The sequence below is a fragment of the Kitasatospora mediocidica KCTC 9733 genome, assembly GCF_000744225.1.
GTDB lineage: Bacteria > Actinomycetota > Actinomycetes > Streptomycetales > Streptomycetaceae > Kitasatospora > Kitasatospora mediocidica.
This window is the reverse complement of sequence record NZ_JQLN01000005.1, coordinates 2,129,945-2,151,707: the sequence shown is the minus strand read 5'-3', so window position 1 is coordinate 2,151,707 and position 21,763 is coordinate 2,129,945. Positions and strand designations below refer to the sequence as shown.

The 21,763-nt window shown below is 67.8% G+C and carries 25 protein-coding genes and 1 pseudogene; 8 read left to right on the top strand and 18 right to left on the bottom strand.

The window, feature by feature from the left end:
- Nucleotides 1-248 precede the first annotated feature (248 nt).
- The 14 genes and pseudogenes from BS80_RS23610 to BS80_RS23550 form a co-directional block, all read right to left on the bottom strand.
- Nucleotides 249-437 carry a hypothetical protein gene (locus tag BS80_RS23610; RefSeq protein ID WP_035800362.1) on the bottom strand — a complete coding sequence of 63 codons (189 nt, stop codon included), beginning with the start codon at nt 435-437 and terminating at the stop codon, nt 249-251.
- Nucleotides 438-448: 11 nt separating this feature from the next.
- Nucleotides 449-1,057 (bottom strand): hypothetical protein, encoded by a 609-nt coding sequence (locus tag BS80_RS23605; protein WP_035800359.1) that lies wholly within the window; start codon nt 1,055-1,057, stop codon nt 449-451.
- The gene (locus tag BS80_RS23600; RefSeq protein ID WP_035800358.1) at nt 1,054-1,401 is read right to left on the bottom strand and encodes a hypothetical protein; all 348 of its coding nucleotides are present in this window, start codon (nt 1,399-1,401) and stop codon (nt 1,054-1,056) included. The genes BS80_RS23605 and BS80_RS23600 overlap by 4 nt, the downstream gene beginning before the upstream one ends.
- Complete coding sequence (locus BS80_RS23595; RefSeq protein WP_035800355.1) at nt 1,398-2,159, bottom strand: hypothetical protein; 762 nt, start codon at nt 2,157-2,159, stop codon at nt 1,398-1,400. Before BS80_RS23595 ends, BS80_RS23600 begins: the two co-directional genes overlap by 4 nt.
- A complete protein-coding gene (locus tag BS80_RS23590; RefSeq protein ID WP_035800354.1) occupies nt 2,149-2,478 on the bottom strand; it encodes a hypothetical protein in 330 nt (109 codons plus the stop codon). The genes BS80_RS23595 and BS80_RS23590 overlap by 11 nt, the downstream gene beginning before the upstream one ends.
- 30 nt (nt 2,479-2,508) lie before the next feature.
- Nucleotides 2,509-3,123 (bottom strand): toprim domain-containing protein, encoded by a 615-nt coding sequence (locus BS80_RS43015; protein ID WP_051966968.1) that lies wholly within the window; start codon nt 3,121-3,123, stop codon nt 2,509-2,511.
- Between the two features lie 37 nt (nt 3,124-3,160).
- Nucleotides 3,161-3,328, bottom strand: a pseudogene (locus BS80_RS44140) (CHC2 zinc finger domain-containing protein); the annotation flags it as partial.
- Between the two features lie 49 nt (nt 3,329-3,377).
- Nucleotides 3,378-3,836 carry a hypothetical protein gene (locus BS80_RS23575; RefSeq protein ID WP_035800352.1) on the bottom strand — a complete coding sequence of 153 codons (459 nt, stop codon included), beginning with the start codon at nt 3,834-3,836 and terminating at the stop codon, nt 3,378-3,380.
- Nucleotides 3,837-3,999: 163 nt separating this feature from the next.
- Nucleotides 4,000-4,440, bottom strand: a complete 441-nt coding sequence (locus BS80_RS23570) for a DUF6197 family protein (protein ID WP_035800350.1) — start codon at nt 4,438-4,440, stop codon at nt 4,000-4,002.
- A complete protein-coding gene (locus BS80_RS39625) occupies nt 4,433-4,720 on the bottom strand; it encodes an endonuclease VII domain-containing protein (RefSeq protein ID WP_083975106.1) in 288 nt (95 codons plus the stop codon). The genes BS80_RS23570 and BS80_RS39625 overlap by 8 nt, the downstream gene beginning before the upstream one ends.
- A gap of 286 nt (nt 4,721-5,006) precedes the next feature.
- Nucleotides 5,007-6,050 (bottom strand): DNA cytosine methyltransferase, encoded by a 1,044-nt coding sequence (locus tag BS80_RS39620; protein WP_083975104.1) that lies wholly within the window; start codon nt 6,048-6,050, stop codon nt 5,007-5,009.
- 8 nt (nt 6,051-6,058) lie between these two features.
- Nucleotides 6,059-6,811, bottom strand: a complete 753-nt coding sequence (locus tag BS80_RS23560) for a DnaB-like helicase C-terminal domain-containing protein (RefSeq protein WP_269676122.1) — start codon at nt 6,809-6,811, stop codon at nt 6,059-6,061.
- Nucleotides 6,812-6,938: 127 nt separating this feature from the next.
- Nucleotides 6,939-7,370 (bottom strand): hypothetical protein, encoded by a 432-nt coding sequence (locus BS80_RS44270; RefSeq protein ID WP_456298580.1) that lies wholly within the window; start codon nt 7,368-7,370, stop codon nt 6,939-6,941.
- Between the two features lie 86 nt (nt 7,371-7,456).
- Nucleotides 7,457-8,278, bottom strand: a complete 822-nt coding sequence (locus BS80_RS23550) for a RecB family exonuclease (protein ID WP_198045591.1) — start codon at nt 8,276-8,278, stop codon at nt 7,457-7,459.
- A 1,370-nt stretch (nt 8,279-9,648) separates the two neighbouring features.
- Between BS80_RS23550 and BS80_RS23545 the strand changes: the two genes are divergently transcribed.
- The 3 genes from BS80_RS23545 (at nt 9,649) to BS80_RS23535 (ending at nt 12,512) form a co-directional block, all read left to right on the top strand.
- Nucleotides 9,649-10,404: an MFS transporter gene (locus BS80_RS23545; RefSeq protein WP_051966965.1), complete on the top strand. Its 756-nt coding sequence runs from the start codon at nt 9,649-9,651 to the stop codon at nt 10,402-10,404.
- 245 nt (nt 10,405-10,649) lie between these two features.
- Nucleotides 10,650-10,931 (top strand): Sec-independent protein translocase subunit TatA, encoded by a 282-nt coding sequence (tatA, locus tag BS80_RS23540; RefSeq protein WP_035800344.1) that lies wholly within the window; start codon nt 10,650-10,652, stop codon nt 10,929-10,931.
- A gap of 219 nt (nt 10,932-11,150) precedes the next feature.
- Nucleotides 11,151-12,512, top strand: a complete 1,362-nt coding sequence (locus BS80_RS23535; RefSeq protein ID WP_051966964.1) for a hypothetical protein — start codon at nt 11,151-11,153, stop codon at nt 12,510-12,512.
- Here BS80_RS23535 and BS80_RS23530 read toward each other — a convergent pair.
- Together BS80_RS23530 and BS80_RS23525 are read right to left on the bottom strand one after the other, a co-directional pair.
- Nucleotides 12,476-13,171, bottom strand: a complete 696-nt coding sequence (locus BS80_RS23530; RefSeq protein WP_035802618.1) for a response regulator transcription factor — start codon at nt 13,169-13,171, stop codon at nt 12,476-12,478. The genes BS80_RS23535 and BS80_RS23530 overlap by 37 nt on opposite strands.
- Before the next feature lie 59 nt (nt 13,172-13,230).
- A complete protein-coding gene (locus tag BS80_RS23525; RefSeq protein ID WP_198045590.1) occupies nt 13,231-14,586 on the bottom strand; it encodes a sensor histidine kinase in 1,356 nt (451 codons plus the stop codon).
- 340 nt (nt 14,587-14,926) lie between these two features.
- On the opposite strand from BS80_RS23525, the gene BS80_RS23520 reads away from it, so the two are divergent.
- A complete protein-coding gene (locus BS80_RS23520) occupies nt 14,927-15,586 on the top strand; it encodes a zinc ribbon domain-containing protein (RefSeq protein WP_035800342.1) in 660 nt (219 codons plus the stop codon).
- A gap of 45 nt (nt 15,587-15,631) precedes the next feature.
- On the opposite strand, the gene BS80_RS23515 is transcribed toward BS80_RS23520, so the two are convergent.
- Entirely contained in the window at nt 15,632-16,633 is a 1,002-nt protein-coding gene (locus tag BS80_RS23515) for an MmcQ/YjbR family DNA-binding protein (RefSeq protein WP_035800340.1), read from the bottom strand.
- A gap of 145 nt (nt 16,634-16,778) precedes the next feature.
- Here BS80_RS23515 and BS80_RS23510 point away from each other — a divergent pair, with 145 nt between their 5' ends.
- Nucleotides 16,779-17,435, top strand: a complete 657-nt coding sequence (locus BS80_RS23510; protein ID WP_051966962.1) for a MerR family transcriptional regulator — start codon at nt 16,779-16,781, stop codon at nt 17,433-17,435.
- Between the two features lie 7 nt (nt 17,436-17,442).
- Here the strand turns inward: BS80_RS23510 and BS80_RS38010 are convergent, their stop codons facing one another.
- Nucleotides 17,443-19,104 (bottom strand): protein kinase domain-containing protein, encoded by a 1,662-nt coding sequence (locus tag BS80_RS38010; protein WP_051966961.1) that lies wholly within the window; start codon nt 19,102-19,104, stop codon nt 17,443-17,445.
- A gap of 278 nt (nt 19,105-19,382) precedes the next feature.
- On the opposite strand from BS80_RS38010, the gene BS80_RS23500 reads away from it, so the two are divergent.
- The 3 genes from BS80_RS23500 to BS80_RS23490 all read left to right on the top strand — a co-directional run bounded on the left by BS80_RS23500 (nt 19,383) and on the right by BS80_RS23490 (nt 21,603).
- Complete coding sequence (locus BS80_RS23500; protein WP_035800338.1) at nt 19,383-20,210, top strand: ABC transporter ATP-binding protein; 828 nt, start codon at nt 19,383-19,385, stop codon at nt 20,208-20,210.
- Between the two features lie 138 nt (nt 20,211-20,348).
- Complete coding sequence (locus BS80_RS23495) at nt 20,349-20,987, top strand: histidine phosphatase family protein (protein ID WP_051966960.1); 639 nt, start codon at nt 20,349-20,351, stop codon at nt 20,985-20,987.
- 79 nt (nt 20,988-21,066) lie between these two features.
- Nucleotides 21,067-21,603 carry a GNAT family N-acetyltransferase gene (locus tag BS80_RS23490; RefSeq protein WP_035800336.1) on the top strand — a complete coding sequence of 179 codons (537 nt, stop codon included), beginning with the start codon at nt 21,067-21,069 and terminating at the stop codon, nt 21,601-21,603.
- Nucleotides 21,604-21,763: the final 160 nt, after the last annotated feature.

The window sequence follows — 21,763 nt, the reverse complement described above, 5'->3', positions numbered from 1 at the left end:
CTTGACGTCGTTCCCCTCTCCTGGATATGCCAGGTGACAACGACCTTCGGCCATATCGCCGAAGGTGTCAGCAATCAGCTTCAGTTCGGATCGGGTGAACTCGAAGACGTAGGACGGCTCTCGGGTCTTCGTCTTGGCATGCTTAGCGATGATGACGCTCCCATCTCTTCGCGATTCGTAAGAGGTTCGCCGAAACGCCCGGGGCAACGCCCCGGGCGGACCATCGTTCAATCAGGCGCTGATAGCTATCAGCGCCTGGAGACCCGCACGCCAGTACTTCCAAGGACGACGCCAGCAACAACAACCACCCCGAACCACTTCCAGAAGCCGAGGACCGTCGGGAAGGCGAGATGCAGGATCTCGGCGATACCGGCATCGATTCCGAAGCCAACCGCCAAAATCGCGATGATGACTCCGAAACATCCAAGGACCTTCACGAGTTCCCCCTTCATGCTGCGGCCGGCATGCGGCCAGAGATTCGACTGCCCGGACCGTTGTGGTCCGCGGGAGTCCGGTTGATGTGCTCGTTCAGGCGCTGAGTCAGGGTGTCGATGGCTCGATCAACCGCCTTACGGGCGGCGTCATTCGCGTATTCGGCCTCGTCCCGGAAGCGAAGCGTCAGCCTGGCGGCATCCATCGGGTTGAGCGAGGCGATAGCCGCATCGAGATCCCAGAGGGCCACACATACGCTCTCCCAGACCACCAGAGAGGTTCGATCGTCGGGACCCGTCGGGACTGACGTCTCTCGGAGTGAGAGATCCCAGTAGGCATGAGTGAGAAGTCCTCGGACTTCAGCTGGCGTGTAGAGATACCGGGCACTTCGCACCGTGAAGTCGTATCGCTCCTTCGAGGCCCAGGAGCCCGCTACACGGCCCATGAAGGCCGTGACAAGAGCGATGTTCTCCGGGAAGTCCTTGAGTAGCTCCGAGTGCTCCAGAAGAGCCGTCAAAGCTTCCTGAGCCATGTCTTCGGCCTCGATGCCGGGCCACTTCCGAGCCATGTTCCGTCCCACTCGCTGAGCGAGATCATGGATGGCATTCCAGTCGATATCCGTCACTCGCTCACCTTGCCCTCAATGTTGGACTCCCAAATGACATCGGCTTCGCCAGCTTCGTTGACGACGAGATACGGACGATCGCCTTCGTAGTCACGCTTCGAGGAGGCGGCTTCGATCGTGTATACGTGGCCACCGGCCCTGATGACCTTGTCGCCTACGGCGTACTTCGGTTCGACGATGCGGATCTTGCCATCGAAGCTAGCGAGAGAGGTGACCCCGACGATGTACGAGGTCTGGAATCCGATCCATTCACTGCCGTCGAGCGCCTTGAACGGCTCGGACAGGATCTCGGTAACATCGTTGCTGTCGCTCTTGTACTTCCGACCAGTCCATGCGTCAGTCATCGGTATTCCTTCCCCTCGACCGTGAAACGGCCATTCTCGATGTAGATCACTTCAGGTCGGACGTGCCGTCCGGTGACGTGCAGCAGGCCGAAAGCCTGCTGCCAATTCGCGGCACCCAGGCCGAGATACGAAGCCCTCTTCATGTCCATCACGTTGCCGACTTCCATTGCCCAGAGTCGGCGAGTCCTGCCGTTGTAGCCGGTATCCCACGGCTCCAAAGCGGCACGGTGCGTGTGGCCGCAGACCACGCTTTTCCCGGTCTTCTTGACGAGACCCATCGCGGTACCAGCCGGCCGCGGATTGATGCTTACGCCCTTGTGGCCGTGAGTCGATATCCATCCGGGAGCAACGTCATGGAAGGTCGGAAGAGTCTCGATCGAGAACTCATCATGCTTCAGCATGAATTCGTACGAGATGCCCTCGAAGCCGTGGAGCCACGGCGAGTAGCGCTTGACCGCGTCCAAGACGCGTAGGTCGTGATTGCCTAGGTGACGCTTCCACGGGCCATCGAAGACGGCCCTCACGCGCGACTGAATCTCATGGGCCTTCTGGAGATCCCTCGTCAGTGAGGTGTCGTACTCGGCTGCCGTTCCCTTGCTCCAGCGGCTCGGAGGACTGAAGTCCATCCAATCGCCGATGTCTACGATCATTGAGGGCTGATAGTCCTTGACGAAGGAGATCAGGCCGGCAACCGCCTTGTTGTCTTGCTCCGGGATCTGGGTATCGGGCCAGATCATAATCGTCTGATCAGCTGCCATTTGCACCGCCCTTCGCTCGCTCCTCGATCGCTTCCGTGAAGTCGAGATGACCGATATCGAAGGCCAGCTCAACGCAGTTGAGGGCCCCCGGATTGCGTCGGACGCTGAGACGTCCGTATGAGGCGTAGAGATACTTGTCGTTGTTCATGGCCTTCACGAGATCGTCAATCACCTTCTCGATCCGCTCAGGCGTCGCGACGCCGTTAGCCAGCGGCCATCCCATCAGAGCGAAAATGGTCGCTACTTGCTCCAAGCTGAGGTCTAGATTCCACTCAGCGTCTTCGGAGTCGAAACCCTTCAGGGTCGGGTATTGACTCAATGCGTGCTCCCATCTGTCATGCGTTAAGCTTCAGGGCGTAGAAACGCCCATCTTCAGCCTCAGGGCCTCTGGGCCGTTCTCCAGGACGAACGAGTTCACGTCATGCCCCTCGGGCATGAGGATCGTTCTGGCCGTTGGAACCGAACGGCTGATCTTCTCTGCCATCTCTTGGGAAGATCCATCGTCGTCGTGGTCTGCGAGGATGTACACGGTCTCGTAGCCCTTGAAGCAACGCCCCCAAAAGGACTGCCAGGCTTTCGCTCCGGGGATTCCCACGGCCGGTATGCCGGCCTGCTGAGTCGTGATGGTGTCCATCTCGCCTTCGCAGATCGCGATGAAGGGCGAATCGATGTCCAGGGCCGGAGTGTTGAACATCCTCCGGCTGAAGCCGGCCGGCCACAAGTACTTATCGTTGTGGATTCCCTTGCAGTCCTCATGAGCGATACAGCGGAACGAAGCTCCGCAGACACCGCCAAGAGTCAGGTATGGCACGACAAGGCGGCCTAGGTACTGCTCATGCCCCGGAAAGGGGCTTTCTACGACTCCTAGCTTGAAGGATTGAGCGCTGCCCTCTGACAGGCCGCGCTTCGTCAGATAGGAAACCGCGGCGGCGTTGGACGGTAGAGCCGCCGCGTATGTCTCCACCGCTGAACCGTAGAGCTCCTTCTGCGAATTCGACGGCACTACGGAAATCGCATTTCTCCTCTCGCATGATGATGGACCAGGAATCGCCGGAGGCGTCACAGACGAAGCACTGAAAATAGTTGGCTTCGAGATTGACGGACGCTGATGCGTTTCGTTCGCCATGGAAAGGACATCGGACTTTGACCCATCCGAACCGATCCGGCACCACCCAATCCGGATAGTAGTGCCGGATCACATCGCCGATTGGGGGCTTACTACTCGGAGACTCGCTCAACGGAATGGACCCATCGGGTATCTGCGTAGGTGTCGACGTACACCATGTACGTCAGATCCGGATCGTCAGCGTCAATCCGTCGAAGCACCCCTACATCTCCGCGGCATCGGGAGGAAGTCACGCGGACTCGATCTCCGACCTTCAATGGACTCTCGTCCGCCGGCTTCTCCGACTTCGGGTAGTCCTTGAAGTAGATCGCATCGAAACGCCCTGACTGGATTGCCAGTTCAGATCGGATAGCGCCGGCTCCCGAGAGAGCTATTTTCATCGCGTCGATGTGTCGTCGGGGACTGTTTGTCGGGGAACCCCCGATCTTCTCGAAGAGGAACCGCAGGGTCTCGGCTTCCTCCCTCGAAAGCGTCATGGTGATGACGTCCTCATGGACGTCTACCTCGACCATCTTCTTGACTTCGCGGAACGACTTCTCTGCGGTAGCCATCAGTTCTCCTCGTCCTCACCGGGGATCTCGACCGAGATCGATCCATCGGAAATCGTGATCGGGTAGTCATTGCCAGAGTGCCCGGAGGCCCCATTCACGGACTCAGCGAGCCATCCGAGGTCGGCAGTCGTCAGCTTCTCTCCGGAGAGTCGGATAGTGATACTCACTTGGCTTCCGCCTTCTCGACTTCATCGGCCGTCTCGCGAAGGAGCTTCGCGACGTCTTCGGCCGAAGGCTTCCCATCGGAATCTTGATCGTTCCATTTCGCGATAGTCCAGAACGCAGAGACCCCCGGCGAAACCTCTTCGCCGTCCAACACCTCGACTCGGCGACGCCGACCGGAGCTGACGATCCGATCGGCTATCGGTCGCGCCAATTGGGCGAAGCTGTCCGACTCAACGAAATCATCCACACCGCCCAAGACGGTATTGACGTACGTTCCGTGGTCGGTAAGAAGGCCAGCAGCCTCGAAGGTGGCGCCCATCGTGCAGTACCCCAGGCACTTCCCCTGGCGTACTGCCTTCATCTCCCCGCTAGCCTTTCCGTCCCTCAGGACGAGATCAGCGGCTTCACGGTAGATCTCCGGCAGTGTCTTCTCAGGCATCTTCCTTGCTCCCTTGGTAGTACCGAAGTCCGATGAAGTGTTGCGCCGGAGGCGCATCAAGATAGGCAGCCGCAGAGCGGAGTACATCCGGCTTGTCTCGTGCTGCCGTCAGCAGCCGCTCATTGCACATCCGACAGAGAAGACCGCGGACAAGATCTGTCTTGTGATCGTGATCGACCGAGAGGCGATATCTCCGCTTCCCGCGGCAGATGGCGCAAGCGCCTCCCTGAGCCTTGAGAAGACTCTCGTACTCGCCGGGACCTAGTCCGTAGGTCTGCATCACCCTGCTAGCGTGCCTGGCGGTACTCTGACGGGCCTTACGGCACGTAGAGCACGTATTGCCTCTGACAGAGGTGAAGAAGCGCTCAGCGCGGTTCTTGAGACACTTCCTGCACTCGCGGAAGCCCTTCCGCGGTGGCGTCACTTCGTGAAGTGCTTTCCACGCTTCCGGAGAGAGTGAGCCTTCGCGCGCCTGCCGGCGCGGTTCTCCGGAAACTTCGTCTTCGTTGGCTCCATGAGCTTTGCCATGACGTCGGTCATCCACGTCTGATAGTCCATGCTGCTCCCTAGTTGAGATCGAGAAGGATTCGAAGCGCGGCCTCAGCCTGCTGAGGCACTACACCATTGCCAATGGCCTTGAGCTGACGAGATCGATTCAGGCCCTCAACGCCTGTCACGTGTCCTACTGGAAGCCCCATCATCCATTCGGCAAAGGTCGCCCTGAGCCGCTTGCCGCCCTTTGGGCCGACTTCAGTAGGTGCCGGGGCTACGCCGTTCACGCGCTCCCATCGGCGGATGGCCGGCAAGTAGTCTCCCCACCATTCGGGAGGCGAGTAACGGCCGTTCTCAGGTTCTCTCCGCCCGTCCGTTTGGGGCTCGTCCCAGCTCCGCCCGTTCCGTCCGACGCTGTCGGAGTAGGGAAGAAGGTAGGACGCTTCGTCGTCAAGGGTCGGTCCGTGCCCCCCCTCTTTCGCTTGTCCGGCGGCTGTGCCGCGCCGTTCGTTCCAAGATTCGCGGTAGGCGTCTTGAGTAGATGCACGACCGCACTCGGCAGTGCCGAGTAGTTTCCTGCCCGATCCCTCATGTTCGGCCCGCCATTCGGCCCGTCGGAGGCCCGAGGAGTCGGAAGGGTAGGCAATGCAGAACCAACGGCTTCGCTGGTGAGGTGCTCCGACTTCGGAAGCTCGAAGAGTGATCCATCTTGCGTCATACCCGATTTCGGAAAGATCTCCAGCGACTCTAGAGAGTCCTCTTCGCGTGATGACCGATACGTTTTCCAAGAAAACGAGCTTTGGTCGAAGCGTGCCAACAGCCTTGGCAACGTCATTCCAGATGCGCGAGCGGTCACCTGTAATCCCCTCTCGCCTGCCGGCGTTGCTGATGTTTTGACAGGGAAAGCCTGCCGCTAGAATGTCGATGCTCTCCAGAGCGGACCAGTCGGCCGATGTGATATCGCCGTAGTTCGGAACATCTGGATTGTGCGCCTTGAGAATCAGAGATGCGTGCGGGTCGTTTTCGAAGACCCATGCGAGACGTGAGTTCGGGAAGACAGCTGAAACCGCCATCTCAAGTCCGCCGTAACCGGCGCAAAGGCCGCCGATTGTCAGCAAGACACCTCCTATCCCCTGATCAGCATTCGGTCAGGGATGAATTCGAGTCGGATGGTGTTCTTTGCGGAAGGGTCAGACTGACCTCCGCGGTTCTTCACGGCATTCAGGCCCAGGATCTGCCTGCCGGCATCAATGTCGAACTGGTCGGACGCGTTGTGCAGCGTCAGGACCCTTTCGGGGACTCGTCCAATCTGGCCTCGGAGACCGGATAGGGGAACTGGCACGTTTCCGTCGTTGAATGGTCCTTGAACGTGATGCAGGGCGATGACTGCTGCGCTGGTTTCACGGGCGAGATCGTGAAGGAAATTGGACGCCTCTTCGAGGGCGGCTGTGTCAGTGGCTCCGCCACCCATGTCCAGATTCGAGATGTTGTCCATCACGACCAGACGAGGCCACATGCCGTAGGTCATCGCATAGGCCTTGAGTTCGTCTTCGATATCGTCCGGAGTCGGGGACGACTTGAAGTCGTACCGAATGAAGGCTGATTCCGAGAGTTTCGCGTCGATGGTCTCAGTCTTGCCGTGAAGGACGGCATTTCCAATGTCCTCGGTTCGCCAGCCGGTCAGCATTGCTGCCGCTCTGGTGTACATCTCGAATCGATCAGAGTCGGCCGAAAAGTAGTAGGTCGGGACTCTGGCTCTCGTTGCGATTGTCTGACTGACGGCAGATTTGCCAATCCCTGGCGCTGCGGAGATCAGAGTGAATTGTCCTTGACGGATATGGACTCCGGCCTCTTCGAGACCTCGAAAGACTGTTGGGATCGGCTCTCCCGCGTCACCGCGGCCGGCTCTTGCTTGGACGAGGGTTTCTATCTCTTCTCCCCTCTTGGGTAAGCCTGCCCCCGAAGGGGCAGGCTGTCAAGCGTTAAGCTTCAGGTCAAAAAAGAGACTACTTGACCCATTCCGGCTTGCACTGACCAGGCCCCTGGGGGGCCGAGCATGCCCACATCTTGTAGGGCTTGCCCTGAGCACTAACACCGCTCTTGTAAACGCGCTGACCGTGAGGGCAGGAAGGTGCCTGTCCCTGACCGCCCGTCTGAGGCGGCATAGAGTACTGCTGCTGATCGGGCGCGGGAGCGCTCCACTGAGGCGCCTGAGGAGCACCATATCCAGCAGTCGGATTCTGGGGCTGGTAGGCCGTCGGAACCGGCTGAGCCGGAGGGGCAGAGGGCGCCTGAGGCGCTTCGCTCGGAAGTCCAGCGCCAGCGAGGAAGCCGGCTCGGAAGTCGGTCAGCGCGCGGCCCACATCAACACCGACGCGAGCAACGTCGCCAGTCAGGCCGGCAAGCTCCTGACCGTTGCTGGCTCGCACGGTCAGCATGGGTGCGCCCGGAACCTCCGGGATCTTGAAGTTGACCGAGATGGGAGCTTCGGAGTGGGAGGGGACGGGAGAGCCATAAGGCGTCGTCAAGATGCAATCTCCTTTTGAGAGTTGGGGATGTACTCGACACCGCCGATAGCGGTGCACCACTGAGCCACACCGCAGACGCGGCAATGGTCTCCAGGCGACGGGACATAGATTCCGGCCCGTTGGCCGGCGTCCATTGCGGCGTACCATGCGCCTACCCGCTCCGCGGTGTAGGGATGGAGATCGACGGGAGGCGATGGCTTCGCTTTCTTAGCTAGCCAGAAGTCGCCCCAGAATGCTCGGATGCCGTACTCGGCTTCTAGAGCCAGATCGTAAGTTGCCAGCTGCAAGGGTGAGTTGTAAGAGCTTCCGGTCTTCAGGTCTCGGACGACAAGCCGCCCGTCCTGAGTGATGATGACCTGATCAATGAAGACGATAACAGGGACGTCTGACAGGGTGAACTCAATTTCGAGCTCTACAGCCATGCGCCCGTCTGGCGCTATCCAGATCGACTCTCCGGATGCCGCGACGTAGTCGCGGTAGGCCAGGACTTGAGCCTTGCCCTCTTCGAACCGTAGCTCGATGTCAGTTTCCGGCTTACGCCAGCCTCCGGTCATCCATACGGAGAGGTCGGGCTCACGATCGAAGTCCTTCATGATGGACTCGGACCATGCGGTCTCGAAGACCTCGATTGACTGATCTGGCGTCAGGGTCCTTCCGGACCGTTCATACGCCTCGATGGCGGCATGTACGGCGATGCCGTGCGTGAACCATGCGGCTGGCAGTCGTGGGGCTCTGACGATCCGTTCGAGGCGATACGCCTCACTGCAACCGGCCCAGGATTTGAGCTGCGAAAAGCTCCTTCGTCTGTATTCTGGCAATCGGCTCTCCTTCTCGATGGGAGATCATATAGTGCACCCTCGTGCTATTCGCCACGTGTTTGAACTCTGGCGCGAAAGCGCATGACTCAGATCCACTGAAGTAGGCATCGTGCGGGAGCAGAAGCCACAGGTCGTCAACAGTGCTTGCGTCAGTGTGCTCGGAGGTGTATAGCCACCAGACGTCACCGCGCTCGTATATGAAGTGGGTGACGAGTCCATAGGGCGGGTCATCGTAGGGGGTTTCTGCCCGGATTTGTGCTCCCAGCTCTGCCGCATCCTCAGCCCCGGTCACTCGGCATCCCCCTCTGTCCAGACGCCACCCCAGCCCGCCCAAGGCCGGAGTGATCCGATCCGTTTTGGTGTGATGACGATCATATCTCGCCATGACTACCTGTCAAGCGTTAAACAACACAAGGCGACCACAATCACAAGGGGCTGGTCACGATGTCGTGGCCAGCCCCTCACCTGGGAAAACTCTGATGTTGTCTAGTCCAAAGCAGACGGCCCACTCGTGGGCAAGCTGAGGATATCCGACTGAGTCTGCGTTGGCGGGGACATGCCTTTCGGCCATCTCACGATCAGTCGGCCGTCGGATGCCTCCCGCGGCACATAGTGCCATGGAGATCCGGCCAGCGAAGGCTGATAGTCAAGCACCGTTTCGGTTTCGCGCATGCGCTTCCACCAATTCTGAAGGCGGCGCAAAGCCGCATCGGGCACTGGGATGCCCGATTGATACCTGACGTGCGAGCGTAGCCGAATTGCAGCATCAAGAGACAGATGAGATCGCTCCGGCTGCCAGGGGATGATTTCCTGATAGTCCATTGCGGAATTGCCCCCCACGGGGCGACCCATCTTAGTAAAGCGCATAGATACGGCCGGCTTGGAAACTCCGTAGCGAGCTGCGATTTCGGCAAGGTCGAGACCTTCGAAATCACGTGCCCTTAGAAGCGTTGCATCGTCAGGCAGTTTGCTTGGATACGGCATTTTGGTTACTCGACCCTTCAACCTAGTTCCGTCCATGCGTGCCTAGGGACAGGGTAGGTAAGGGTCAGAGCACTGTCAAGCGTTAAGCATGATGCGCGTAGCGTGACCACCTTAAATAGGCCGTAAGAGGCCCTTGGAGTTTAGAACACGCGTTCGATGATGACAATGAACCCCATCGTGACTTCTAGTGAGACTCCAGCCTCTTGCGTAACCGAGTGTTACTTGAACCCTGTAGTGATGTCCGGCTGCGGCAGGACTCAAACCTTGACTGTGCTGGATCGTTAGCCCAGCTCAGAGCTTGAAGGAGAAGCCTCCGCTAGGGCGCCAAGCTGGCTGAGCAAGCGCACCTTCAAGGGTGCCAACGGACGATCGCCAACACCATCGCGATGTTCGCCATGATGGGATTCACCCTCTTCACCTCGCAGTACCTCCAGCTGGTCAAGGGCATGAGCCCGCTCGCCGCCGCGCTCTGGGCGCTGCTGCCGAGCGCCGGGGTCGGCGCGGCCGTCGGGCTCTCCGGGGTGCTGGCCGGCCGGGTGCGGCCGGCCCGGCTGATGGCGGGCGGGTTCCTGACCGGCGCGGCCGGCTTCGCGCTGATGACGCTGGTCGCCCCGGGCTCGCCCCTCGCGCTGGTGCTCGTCGCGGCCGGCATCCTCGCCGCCGGGACGGTCGGCACGATGATGCTCACCGCCGACCTGGTCGTCTCGGCCGCCCCGCCCGAGCGGGCCGGCGCGGCCGCCGCCACCTCGGAGACCGCCACCGAACTGGGCAGCTCGCTGGGCATCGCCGTGCTCGGCGCGGCCGGCGCGGCGGTCTACCGGACCCGCCTGGACGGCTCGCTGCCCGCCGGACTCCCGGACGGCACGGCGCGCACCGCCCACGACACGCTGGGCGGCGCGGTCACCGTCGCCGCGCAGCTGCCGGCCCGGGCCGGCGGCGAGCTGCTGGCCGTGACGCGCGTCGCGTTCACGGACGGCATGCACGTGGCGGCGGTGGTCGGGGTGCTCTTCATGGTCGGCGCGGCCTTCGCGGCCAACCGGCTGATGGGTCATCTGCCGACGACGGCCCGGACCCCGGACGCCGGCCCGGCAGCGAACCCGGCGGCGCCCCCGGCTGAGGCCCGGAGCAGCGCCGAGGTGTGAGCGGAGCGTGAGCGTGGCAGGGTCCAAGGACCCCCGGGGTGCGGGCGCTATGACACGTACGAGTGATAGTGGTTTAGACCACATGGCGCTGCAACCCGCAGAATCCGCGTGCTTCACCGGGTCTTTGACCACCGTTTCCCGGCGGGTGTATACGTTCGCCCGCCGGGCCAGGCATACTGACGGGGTCGGGCGGTCCCGTCCGGCTATTGCAACGGCGAGTAAACCGAAGGGACCGGTGGTCAGGGATGTTCCGCAACGGTCTGGAGCCCTGGCACCTCCTGGTGGTCCTGGCTGTCATCATCCTGCTTTTCGGCTCGAAGAAGCTGCCCGAGATGGCACGCGGCCTGGGCAAGTCCATGCGCATCCTGAAGGCCGAGACGAAGGCCATGCGCGAGGACGACTCGCCGGCCGGCGGCGCGGCCGCGACGACCGCCGAGTCCACCGCGACCGAGCAGCCGCGTCCGGCTGTGGCCCCCGTCAACGTCACCAAGGTCGACGAGGTCCCCAAGCCGCACACCACCGACTGAGTCCTCTCAGGCGGCACAGTCTCGACCGGAACCCCCGGACTGTCAGCTGACGGTCCGGGGGTTCCGTCGTGCGCGGCCACCGCCAGCAGGCAGCGCTGAGCCGCACGCCGCGTCGAGTGGCCGCCCGGTTTGCCCTGGTATCTCCTGATCGGAAACGCATCCGTGCCGACCGGCGCCCACCGGCCCCGCGCACGGGTCGACCCGTGACCGGAGGTACGGATGGGCAGCGCCAGTCCCGCACCGGACGACGCGGTGGCGGCGTCCGAGCTCGGCGAACTGCGGGAGCGGATGGCGCGCCTGGAGCAGTCGCAGCCCCGGATCACGCCCGGGCGCCTGCTGGCGTCGCTGCTGTCCGCCCTGCTGATCCTGCTGGCCTGCGTGCTCACCCCGCTCGGCGTGCTCTCCGTCTGGGCCAACTCGCAGGTCACCGACACCGACCGCTACCTCGCCACGGTGGCCCCGCTGGCCCGGAACCCGGCCGTCCAGGCGGCCGTCACCGACCGGGCGACCGACGCGATCATGGGCTACCTCCCCGTCAACGCGATCCTCGGCCAGGTGGCCCCGGCCGACCGGCCGTTGCTGAACACGCTGCTCGGCACGGTCGGCGGCGCCATCACCGACGGCCTCACCGGCTTCGTCCGCAGCCAGGTGGCCTCGGTGGTGGGCAGCGACGCGTTCGCGAACATCTGGACGCAGGCCAACCGGTCGGCGCACGCCTCCCTCGACAAGGCGCTGACCGGTGAGGACGGCGGCGCGGTGCAGATCCAGGGCAACACCGTCACCCTCGACCTGGCGCCGCTGATCGACCAGGCGAAGAGCCGCCTGGTGGCGGGCGGAGTCTCCCTCGCCGGGAAGATCCCGGAGATCCACACCAGCTTCGTGCTGGCCGACTCCGAGAACGTCGGCAGGATCCGGACCTCCCTGCGGCTGCTGCAACTGGCCGGGTTCTGGGTGCCGGTGCTGGCGGTGCTGAGCGCGGCGGCCGGGGTGCTGCTGGCCGTCCGGCGGCGGCGGGCGCTGGTCACCGCCGCGCTCGGCATGGCAGTCGGCGCGGGGCTGCTGAGCATCGGGCTCACCGTCTTCCGCGCGCTCTACCTCGACAGGCTGCCGGTCACGGTGGACCAGGCCGCCGCCGGGGCGATCTACGACACGCTGGTGCACTTCCTGCGCGGGACGGTCCGGGCGGTGATCACGCTGGGCGTGCTGGTGGCGCTCGGCGCCTGGGTGACCGGCTCCGGGCGGCACGCCGGGTCGGTGCGCAGCCTGTGGCGGGAGGGCTTCGGTGCGGTCCGCCGAAGGGCGCAGCAGCTGGGCCTGCGGCTGGGCGCGGTCGGCCGGTTCGTCCACCGGTTCAAGGCCTGGCTGTGCCGGCTGGCGGTGGCCGTGGCGGTGGTGCTCTTCGTCACCTGGAGCTACCCGACCGACCTGGTGGTGCTCTGGCTCGGGGTCGGACTGCTGGCGGCGCTCGGGGTGCTGGAGTTCCTGGACGAACAACCGGTCGGCCTCGGCCGGCCGCCCGGGCGCCCGCCGGGTCAGCCGCCCGGTCAGCCGCCGTCGGTGGGCACGATCCCGGCGCGGTAGGCGTAGCGCACCGCCTGGGCGCGGTCGCGGGCGCCGGTCTTGGCGAAGATCCGGTTGATGTGGGTCTTGACGGTCGCCTGGCCGAGGAAGAGGCGCTGGGCGATCTCGCCGTTGGACAGGCCCTCGGCGATCAGCACCAGCACCTCGCGCTCACGATCCGTCAGACCGTCGTCCGAGGAGGAGACGGGGCCTGCCACAGGGGCGGGCGCGGGTGCGGCGGGCGGCGGCCCGCCTGCGACGGCGGCCACCAGGCGCTGCTGGACCACCGGGTCCATCCAGGTCTGCCCCGCGTGCACGGCGCGGATGCCGTCCTCGATCCGCTCCGACCCGACGTCCTTGGTCAGGTAGCCCTTGGCGCCCGCGCGCAGGGCGGGGAAGATCGAGGCGTCGTCCGCGTAGGTGCTCAGCACCAGCACCGGCGTGCCCGGCAGCTGCTCGGCCAGGGCGGCGGTGGCGGCGATGCCGTCCATCACGGGCATCGACAGGTCCATCAGGACGACGTCCGGACGGTGCTCCAGCGCGGCGGCGACCGCCTCCTCGCCGTTCGCGGCCAGCGCGACCACCTGCATGCCCTCGTTGAGGCCGACCAGCAGGGCCAGCCCGTCCCGGGTCACCCGCTGGTCGTCGGCGATCACCACTCGGATCATGTCCCCGCCCATCTCGCTGCCGCCCTCCTCGTCCTGCCGTTCCCCGATCATGCCCGGGCGGCCCGCCGAACTCACGCCGGAACCACCATCGTGACCTGCCAGCCGCCGCCCGGGCCACCGGCCTCGACCGGGCCGGCCTCGGCGCTGCCGCCCACCCGTTCGATCCGCTCGCGCATCCCGCGCAGCCCGTTGCCCCCGCCACGGGACGGACCGGCCGGCGGCGCGCTGCCCGGACCGTTCGCGACGGTGACCCGCACGCTGTCCGCGCCGTACTCGAGGACGATCTCGACCTCAGCGCCGCGCGCGTAGCGGGCCACGTTGGTCAGCGCCTCCTGCACGCCCCGGTAGAGCGCGAAGCCCGCGTCCGGGTCCTCGCAGTGCCGCGCGGTGCCGAGCACGGCGAACCCGACGGTCAGCTCCAGGTCCCGCCGGCAGCGCTCGACCAGCGGCTCCAGGTCCGCCAGGGCCGGGAGTCGGTCGCCGCGCAGCGCGCCGACGGCCTGGCGGGCCTCGTTGAGGCCCTCCCGGGTCAGCTCGACGGACCGGTCGATGACCCCCTGCAGCAGCGGGGAGACCTGCTCGCGCTCGCCGAGCCGGCGGGCGCCCTCCAGCTGGATCGACAGCGCCGACAGCGACTGCGCCAGCACGTCGTGCAGCTCGCGGGCGATCCGCGCCCGTTCGGCGCCGGCGGCGGCCATGGTCTCCGCCTCGCGGGCGTCCTCCAGTTCGGCCAGCAGCAGTTCGGTGCGGGCCGAGCTGTCCCGGCTGCGGCGCATCAGCTCGGCCAGGACCGCCAGCACCACGCAGAGCAGCACGGCCGAGGTGGCGGCCTCCACCGGGCTGTGGGTGGTCACCGTGAGCAGCACCGCGAGCAGGACCGTCGTCGCGCCGCCGATCACCACGGCCTGGCGCAGCTCCAGCCAGAGGAAGGTCAGCATCACCGCGGCGGAGACCGGGATGTCGGCGAGAGCGCCGCTCGGCGCCACCGCGGAGACGCCGAGCCCCGCCGCCGAGATCAGCAGGGCGAACGCCTGCCGCCAGGCCGTCACGTCGGAGGGCCAGTAGCCGGAGCCCGCCACGACCAGCGGAGCGGTGTAGCAGGCCAGCATGATGCTGAGGGCGAGTCCGGCGCCGGAGAGACCGGGTCTGGGGTCGCCGGTCCACGCGCAGAGCGCCGTCACCGTGAGCATCAGCCAGGTGAGCGGGCGCAGCCGGTGCACCTGGCGCTCGTAGCGCTGCTGGATGCGGAGTTTGGCCCCGGCCATCCGGATGCTGTCGTCGTCGGCCGCCCGAGCGGCCGGCGAGAGCGGTGCGGAACGGAAGCGCCGGAACGGCCCGGTGGCCTGCGGGGCGGCCGGCCCGGCCGGTTCCCCGGACCGGCCGCCGTGGCCCCGGCCCTGGTCCTGGTCCTGCGCTGTGCTCGCCATGCCGTGCAGCATAGGGAGGCGCGAGCGGCGGCGGCCAGCCGGACGGGCGGCGTCCCGCAGCGGGGGGAGGATCACGCCGCGCCGACGGTGACCGGCGCGGGCGCGCTGCTGAGGTGCGTGCTGGTGTTCATGTCCCCGAGGATTCCCCGAACCCTGCGTGACGGCGTCGGCACAGGGGTTGAACTGCGGGTTGACCCGCGAAGTCAACCCGTGGGTGGAGCCCGGCCGGCGCTTCCCATCCGACGCCCTTTCATGTCACCCTTCCCAAGCCCAGAACCACTCGCCCCGGACCGGCGTCGCACGGCTGGGCAGAACCTAAAGGACGTGTGGGGGTACACCCGTGAGCACCGAGATCTACTTCACCAACAACCACCGGGACCTGTGCGAGCAGTACGGGACCGGCGCAGGATTCCAGTTCGAGTTCAACTGCACGCGCTGCCAGGACACCTGGCGCTCGCCCTTCGAGCGGTTCACCACCGGTCGGGCGGCCAGCTGGGTCAGCAAGGGGGTGGGTGCGGCCTGGAACATGCTGGGGGGCAACGGCAGCACCATCAGCAACGCCGCCGACGGACTGGCCGGGGCGACCTGGGGAAGCGCGCGCGACGCCGCCTTCGAGCGGGCGATAGCCAACGCCCAGGGGCACTTCCACCGGTGCGCCCGCTGCACCCACCACGTCTGCGCCAAGTGCTGGAACGCCGCCCAGGGCCTCTGCCTCGGCTGCGCGCCCGACACCGCCGCCGAGGCGGAGGCGGCCCGCCAGCGCGGCCTCAACGAGGCGGTCAGCGAGCGGGCGTACGCCGCCGGGCAGAGCACCGCGCAGTCCTACGACGTGCAGACCCCGCGGCAGCTGGTCTGCCCGCAGTGCAACCACGAGACGCACGGCTCGGCGTTCTGCCCCGGCTGCGGGTTCCGGCTCGCCGACCCGGCCAAGTGCACGGGCTGTCAGGCGGTGGTGCCGGCCGGCGCCGCGTTCTGCCCGGGCTGCGGCACCCGGCAGTGAGGTGGCGGGGATGAGCCTGCGGGAGGGCCGGGTTGACCGGCCGGCTCAGAGGCTCATCCCCGCGGTGATGGTGACGTAGAGGTAGTCGTCGAGCACCTTCGCCAGCGGGACGCCCGGGCGGCCGACCGCCGCCGGGATCTCCCGCGCGCCGAGCCCGGACTCCGCCAGCACCGCCCGGGCCCACGCCCGGCCGCTGCGCAGGTGCCGCGCGAAGGCCGCGCCGTCCCGCGCGCCGTAGAGGTGGACGGCGATCGCCGCGTCCCAGGGCATCACGGCGGCCGGGCGCAGCGCGTACAGGGCCTTGGCCGCCGCCGTCGGCCCGAGCGTGCGGGCGGTCCGTCCGGCGGAGACCGGCAGCGCCGCCAACTCGGCGTATCCGTCGGCCAGAGCCTTGATCTGACGGTCGGTCAGCTGGGAGATTCCGGCCGCCGGGAGACCCGCACGGTGGCGCTCCCACCAGGACGCGAGGCCCGCCGAGAGCAGGTCCGGCTCCCCCTCGCGCGGGTAACGGATGCGGCAGCCCCAGGAGTTGAGCCAGCGGTGCAGGGCCTCGCGGTGCTCCGGACGGGACAGGTCCGGCGTCGCGGCGGTGGCCGCGAGCCAGCGCTCCCAGCCCGCGTCCACGGCGCCGTAGCCGTTGAAGGTCTCGGCCGCGGCGCGGAGTTGGGCGAAGGACGGCCCGGCCGGGAGCGGCTCGTCCGGCCGCTGCGTCGCCTCATGGGCGGCGGCGACCTTCTTCGGCACCACCATCCGCCAGGCGTCCGTGACGATCTCGCGCAGCTCGGCGGCGTCCACCGCCGCCATCCGCAGCTGGACCCAGTTGTAGCGCTCGTCGGAGGGCCGCGGCGGCAGGAACTTGTCCGGTTCGGCCGCCAGCAGGGCGGCCCGTTCCTCCTTGGGGAAGGCGAAGCCGAGGACGGTCTCGTCGCGGGAGAACCCCAGATAGACGATCCGGCCGACCCGGAACCGCACATGGTCCCGGATCAGGTGCTCCTCGGTCCGCGGCAGCGCAAGCGCCACCGCTCGGACGTCCGCGACCGTTCCCACGCCGGCTCCCCCGCTCTCCGCGCCCGGCAACCCTGCGGCGCCGGAAACCCACGACGGTCATGCTTCCACACTGGAGGCGGCGGCCCGGGCGCCCTAGGCTGTCGGCCACCACCGATCACGGGTGGGAGAGGAGCGCCGGAGAACCATGCGCATCGGGGAACTGAGCAACCGGGCCGGCATCCCGGTGCCCACCATCAAGTACTACCTCCGCGAGGGCCTGCTCCCGGCCGGCGAGCTGACCAGCCCCAACCAGGCGCAGTACGGCGAACGGCACGTCCACCGGCTGAAGCTGGTCCGCGCGCTGCTCGACACCGGCGGGCTCTCGATCGCCTCGGCCCGGTCCGTCCTGGCCTCGATCGACGCACCGGACGTCTCGCTGCACGAGACCCTCGGCGTCGCCCAGCAGGCCGTCAGCCCGCCGCCCACCGGCTGCGCCGGCCCGCAGTGGCAACTGGCCCTCGCCGAGGCCGACGCGTGGGTACGGCGGCGCGGCTGGCAGGTGCGGCCCGGCAGCCCGGCCGGCTCGTCACTGGCCCACCTGCTGCTCACCCTGCGCGACCTGGGCCAGGACGGGCTCCTGGGCCTCCTGGACGAGTACGCGGCGGCCGCGGAGCGCCTGGCGGCGGCCGAGGTGGACGTGCTGGGCCGCCGGACCGGAGACCCCGACCACCTGGTCGAGGGCGTGGTCCTGGGCACCGTGCTGGGCGACGCGCTCCTCGCCGCGATGCACCGGCTGGCGTGCGAGGACGCCTCGCAGCGGGCGTTCGGGGCCGCTGCGGCGGAGCGGGCCGCGCTGGGCTGACGGGCCGTCAGTACCAGCCGTAGCCGGAGTTGTCGTAGCCGGAGTTGTCGCCGTTACCGGTGTCGATGGTGGGGTTGGTGTTGGTGTTGGGGTTGGTGTTGTCGGCCGGGGCGCCGCCACCGCCGAGGGTGGCGATGATCGAGCTGAGCCGGTGCTGCCAGTCGGCGGCCGTCGCGCCGTCCACGGCGTGCTTCTTCGACAGGTCGCGGACCTGGCGCTGGGCCGACTTGAGCTGCGTGACGGCCTCCGGCTGATGACCGGCCGCACTCGCCGCCGAGGCCGCGTCCAGGGTCTTGAGCAGCGCTGCCTGCTGGTTGGGCGGCAGCGGCTCCTGCGCGACCTCGGCCCGCAGCGCGGTGAGCGCGGCCGGCGGCGCCTGCCGTCCGGAGGAGGCGGAGGCGGAGGCGGACGGTGCGGGCGGGGTCGTCGGCTGCGCCGAGTGCGCGGACTGGACGGGCTGCGCGGTGGGACCGGCGGCCTGCGCCGACGCGCCGGTGACGCCGCCCTTGGTCGCCGACGGGGTGCTGTCGGCCGGTCCGGAGAAGGCGAGCGCGGCCAGCAGCCCGGTACCGGCCAGCGCCGCCGCGCCGAGCGCCAGGGCGAGGCCGCGGCGCGATCTGCGCGGTTCGGGCTCGTCGCCGAAGTCGGCGGCGGGCAGCGGCGCCATCACCGAGGTGGGCGCGCCGGCAGGGCGGTACGGGGGCTGCTGCGGGGCCTGCCACTGCTGGTCGTACGGCTGCTGCTGCTCGTAGCCGGGGAACGGTGTGGCCGGCAGGACGGTCGTCCGGGCGCCGCCCGGGTCGGCGATGGCGCCGGTCAGCAACTCCGACGTACGGTCCTGTGCCGCGGCGACGGGTATCGCGGCCAGCAGCTCGGCCCGGGCCATCGCCGCGTTCGCCGGGCGGTCCGCGGGCCGCTTGGCCAGCATCCGCAGCACCACCGCGTCCAGCGCGGGCGGCACCTCGGGCCGCCGCAGGGCGGTCGGCGCGGCCTCCTCGGTCACCTGCTTGAAGGCGATCCCGACCGGGGTCTCCGCGCTGAACGGCGGCGCGCCGGTGAGCATTTCCACCAGCACGCAGCCCAGCGCGTACAGGTCGGTCCGCCCGTCCACGTCGGCCGCCGTCGCCTGCTCGGGCGAGAGGTATGCGGCGGTGCCGAGCACGCTGGCGGTCTGGGTCAGCTGCTGGCCGGACGCGCTCGCCCGGGCGATGCCGAAGTCGACGACCTTCACGCCGCCGTCGTCCGTGATCATGATGTTCCCGGGCTTGATGTCCCGGTGCACCAGCCCCGCCGTGTGCGCCACCTCCAGCGCCTCGCAGACCGCCGAGGCGATGCCCACCGCGCGCTCCACCGGCAGCCGTCCGCCCTCGGCCAGCAGCGCGCTGAGCGAGCGGCCGCGGATCAGCTCCATGACGATGTACGCCGAGCCCGCGTCCATGCCCGAGTCGAAGACCATGGCGATCCGCGGGTGCGAGAGCATCGCGGCGTGCTGCGCCTCACGGCCGAACCGCTCGGCGAACCGCGGGTCCTCCGCCAGGCCGCCGTTGAGCACCTTGACCGCCACCGGGCGGCCGAGCACCCGGTCGATGCCGTGGTAGACGGTGGCCATGCCGCCGACGCCCAGCGTGCCGACGAGTTCGTAGCGGCCGTTCAGCGCCCGTCCGATCACGTGGTCCCGCTCCTCGTATTGCGTCGGCGTGTTCCGTCGGCCGGGACTGGTCCCCCGACACCCGCGCCATGATCCGGCATGGCGCGTGGCGGCCCGTCAGCGGGGCGCCGCCGACGGCGTCGGAGGCATGGATCCCACTGGCCGGACAGGCCCCCGGCACGGCGGCGGCCCCGACTATCCTGCCGGACACCCCCGCGCCACGCCCAACCGCAAGCGATCCGCCGTCCACTCGCATCCACGCGCGCCCATGCGCGCCCACTCGCGTCCGGGAGAACCCGATGAACTCCGCCGCTCCGCTGCCCACCGGCCCGCTGCTCCAGACCAAGGACGTCGACGTGGTGCGCGACGGCCGCTACCTGCTCCGCGCGGTCTCGCTGACCATCGAGCCCGGCGAGCACTGGGCCGTCCTCGGCGCCAACGGCGCGGGCAAGAGCACCCTGCTCAGCCTGCTCGGCGCGGTCTCGCACCCGACCCGGGGCGAGGTCCACGTGCTCGGCCGCCGGCTCGGCAGCGTCGACCTGCGCGAACTGCGGTCGTACCTGGGCCATGTGAACCCCCGGCACCCGTTGCAGTCGCCGCTGACCGTGCGCGAGATCGTGCTCACCGGGCTGACCAACAGCATCGAACCGCCCATGCGGTGGCTGCCCACCGATGCCCAACTCGCGCACGCGCAGCGGCTGATCGACACCCTCGGCATCACCGCCCGGGCCGACGACCCGTGGACCACCCTCTCCCAGGGCGAACGCGGCCGGGCGCTGATCGCCCGCGCCCTGATGCCGGAACCCCGGCTGCTCCTGCTGGACGAGCCCGCCACCGGCCTCGACCTCACCGCCCGCGAGCAACTCCTCGCCAGCCTCGACGACTTGCGCCGACACCACCCCGACCTCGCCAGCGTCCTGGTCACCCACCACCTGGAAGAACTCCCCGCCAGCACCACCCACGCCCTGCTGCTGCGCGACGGCGAGTGCGTCGGCATCGGCCCGGTCGACGAGATCGTGACGACGGACCTGGTCAGCGCCTGCTTCGACCACCCGATCCGGATCACCCGCGAGGACGGCCGCTGGTCCGCGCGCGCCGCCACGAGGACCCCGGCGACGGCCGGGTAGCCACCCCGGCGCGACACCCGGCGGGATACCCGGCGGGATACCCGGCGCGACAGCCCGGTGGTCGCGGGAACCGTCACGGCGGCCGTTCCGTTCCCCGCAGAGATCGACCTCAGCCTGAACCGACCTCCAGGAGACCCCGTGGATTCCGGCACCCGCCTGCTGCTGGTCCGGCACGGACAGGCCCGTGTCAACGTGGAGCGGATCATCGGCGGCCCGCTCGGCTGCACCGGCCTCACCGAGCGGGGTCGGGCGGACGCGCGGCGGCTCGGAGCCCGGATAGCGGCCGAGAAGACCGGCGTGGACACCCTGCTCTGCAGCCCGCTGCCGCGCGCCCGGGAGACGGCCGAGTTGATCAGCGAGCGGATCGGCCTGCCGGTGCACCGGGAGGACGAGGGCCTGATCGAGCTCAAGCCCGGCGCGGCCGACGGCCTGACCAGCGACGCCTTCGACGAGCGCTACGGCCGCTTCGACATGACCCTTGAGCCCGACCGCCCGGTCGCCCCGGGCGGCGAGAGCTGGTCCGCCCTGCGCACCCGCGCCCTGGACACCCTGCACCGGCTGGAGCGGGACTTCCGCGGTCAGCGGGTCCTGTGCGTCAGCCACGGCGTCTTCATCGCCGCCGCCGTGGTCTCCCTGCTGGGCATCCCCCGTACCGGAAACGACACCCGCCTCTCCCCCGACTGGACCTCCGTCACCGAGTTCACCCACGACGGCACCCGCTGGCACCTGAACCGCTACAACGACCACGCACATGTGCCGACGGGCGCCGACTACTGAGGAGTTCGAGGAGCTGTCCGGTCTCCATGACCCTGCCGCACCGAGCCCCTGAAGGCCTGGGTGCGCCGAGAATGGACGTATGACCGAGACCGAGTTGCAGATCGCCCACACCGCTGACCTGGACGCCGCCGTACTCAGCGCCGGGCGAGCCCTGCTCTACGACGTCTTCGACGACATGACCGACCAGGACTGGGACAACGCGCTGGGCGGCGTGCACGCCCTGGTGTGGGAGGGGAGCGAGCTGATCGGGCACGCCTCGGTGATCCAGCGGCGGCTGGTGCACGGCGGGCGGTCGCTGCGCGCGGGGTACGTGGAGGGCGTCGGCGTACGGGCGGACCGGCGCGGGCGCGGGCACGGCGCGGCCATGATGCGGCCGCTGGAGCAGGTGATCCGGCGCGCGTACGACCTCGGCGCGCTCGGCGCCGCCGACGAGGCCGGCGACTTCTACGCGGCGCGCGGCTGGCAGCTCTGGCAGGGCCCGACCTCGGCGCTCAGCCCCACGGGGACCGTGCGCACGCCGGACGAGGACGGCTGCATCTACGTCCTCCCGGTCACCGCGCCGCTGGACCTCACCGGCGAGCTCACCTGCGGCTGGCGCGACGGCGACGCCTGGTAGGCGGCGCCCGCCGACGCGTGCGCTGCCAGGTGCACCAGCTGCGAGGTCGCGGCGAACAGCTCGCGGCCGGTGGCCTCCGCGTAGTTGCCGTTCAATCACACGGCGACGTCGTCGGTGGGGCCGGAGCACGCGAGAAGGGGGGCGGGTGCGGCCCCCCGGC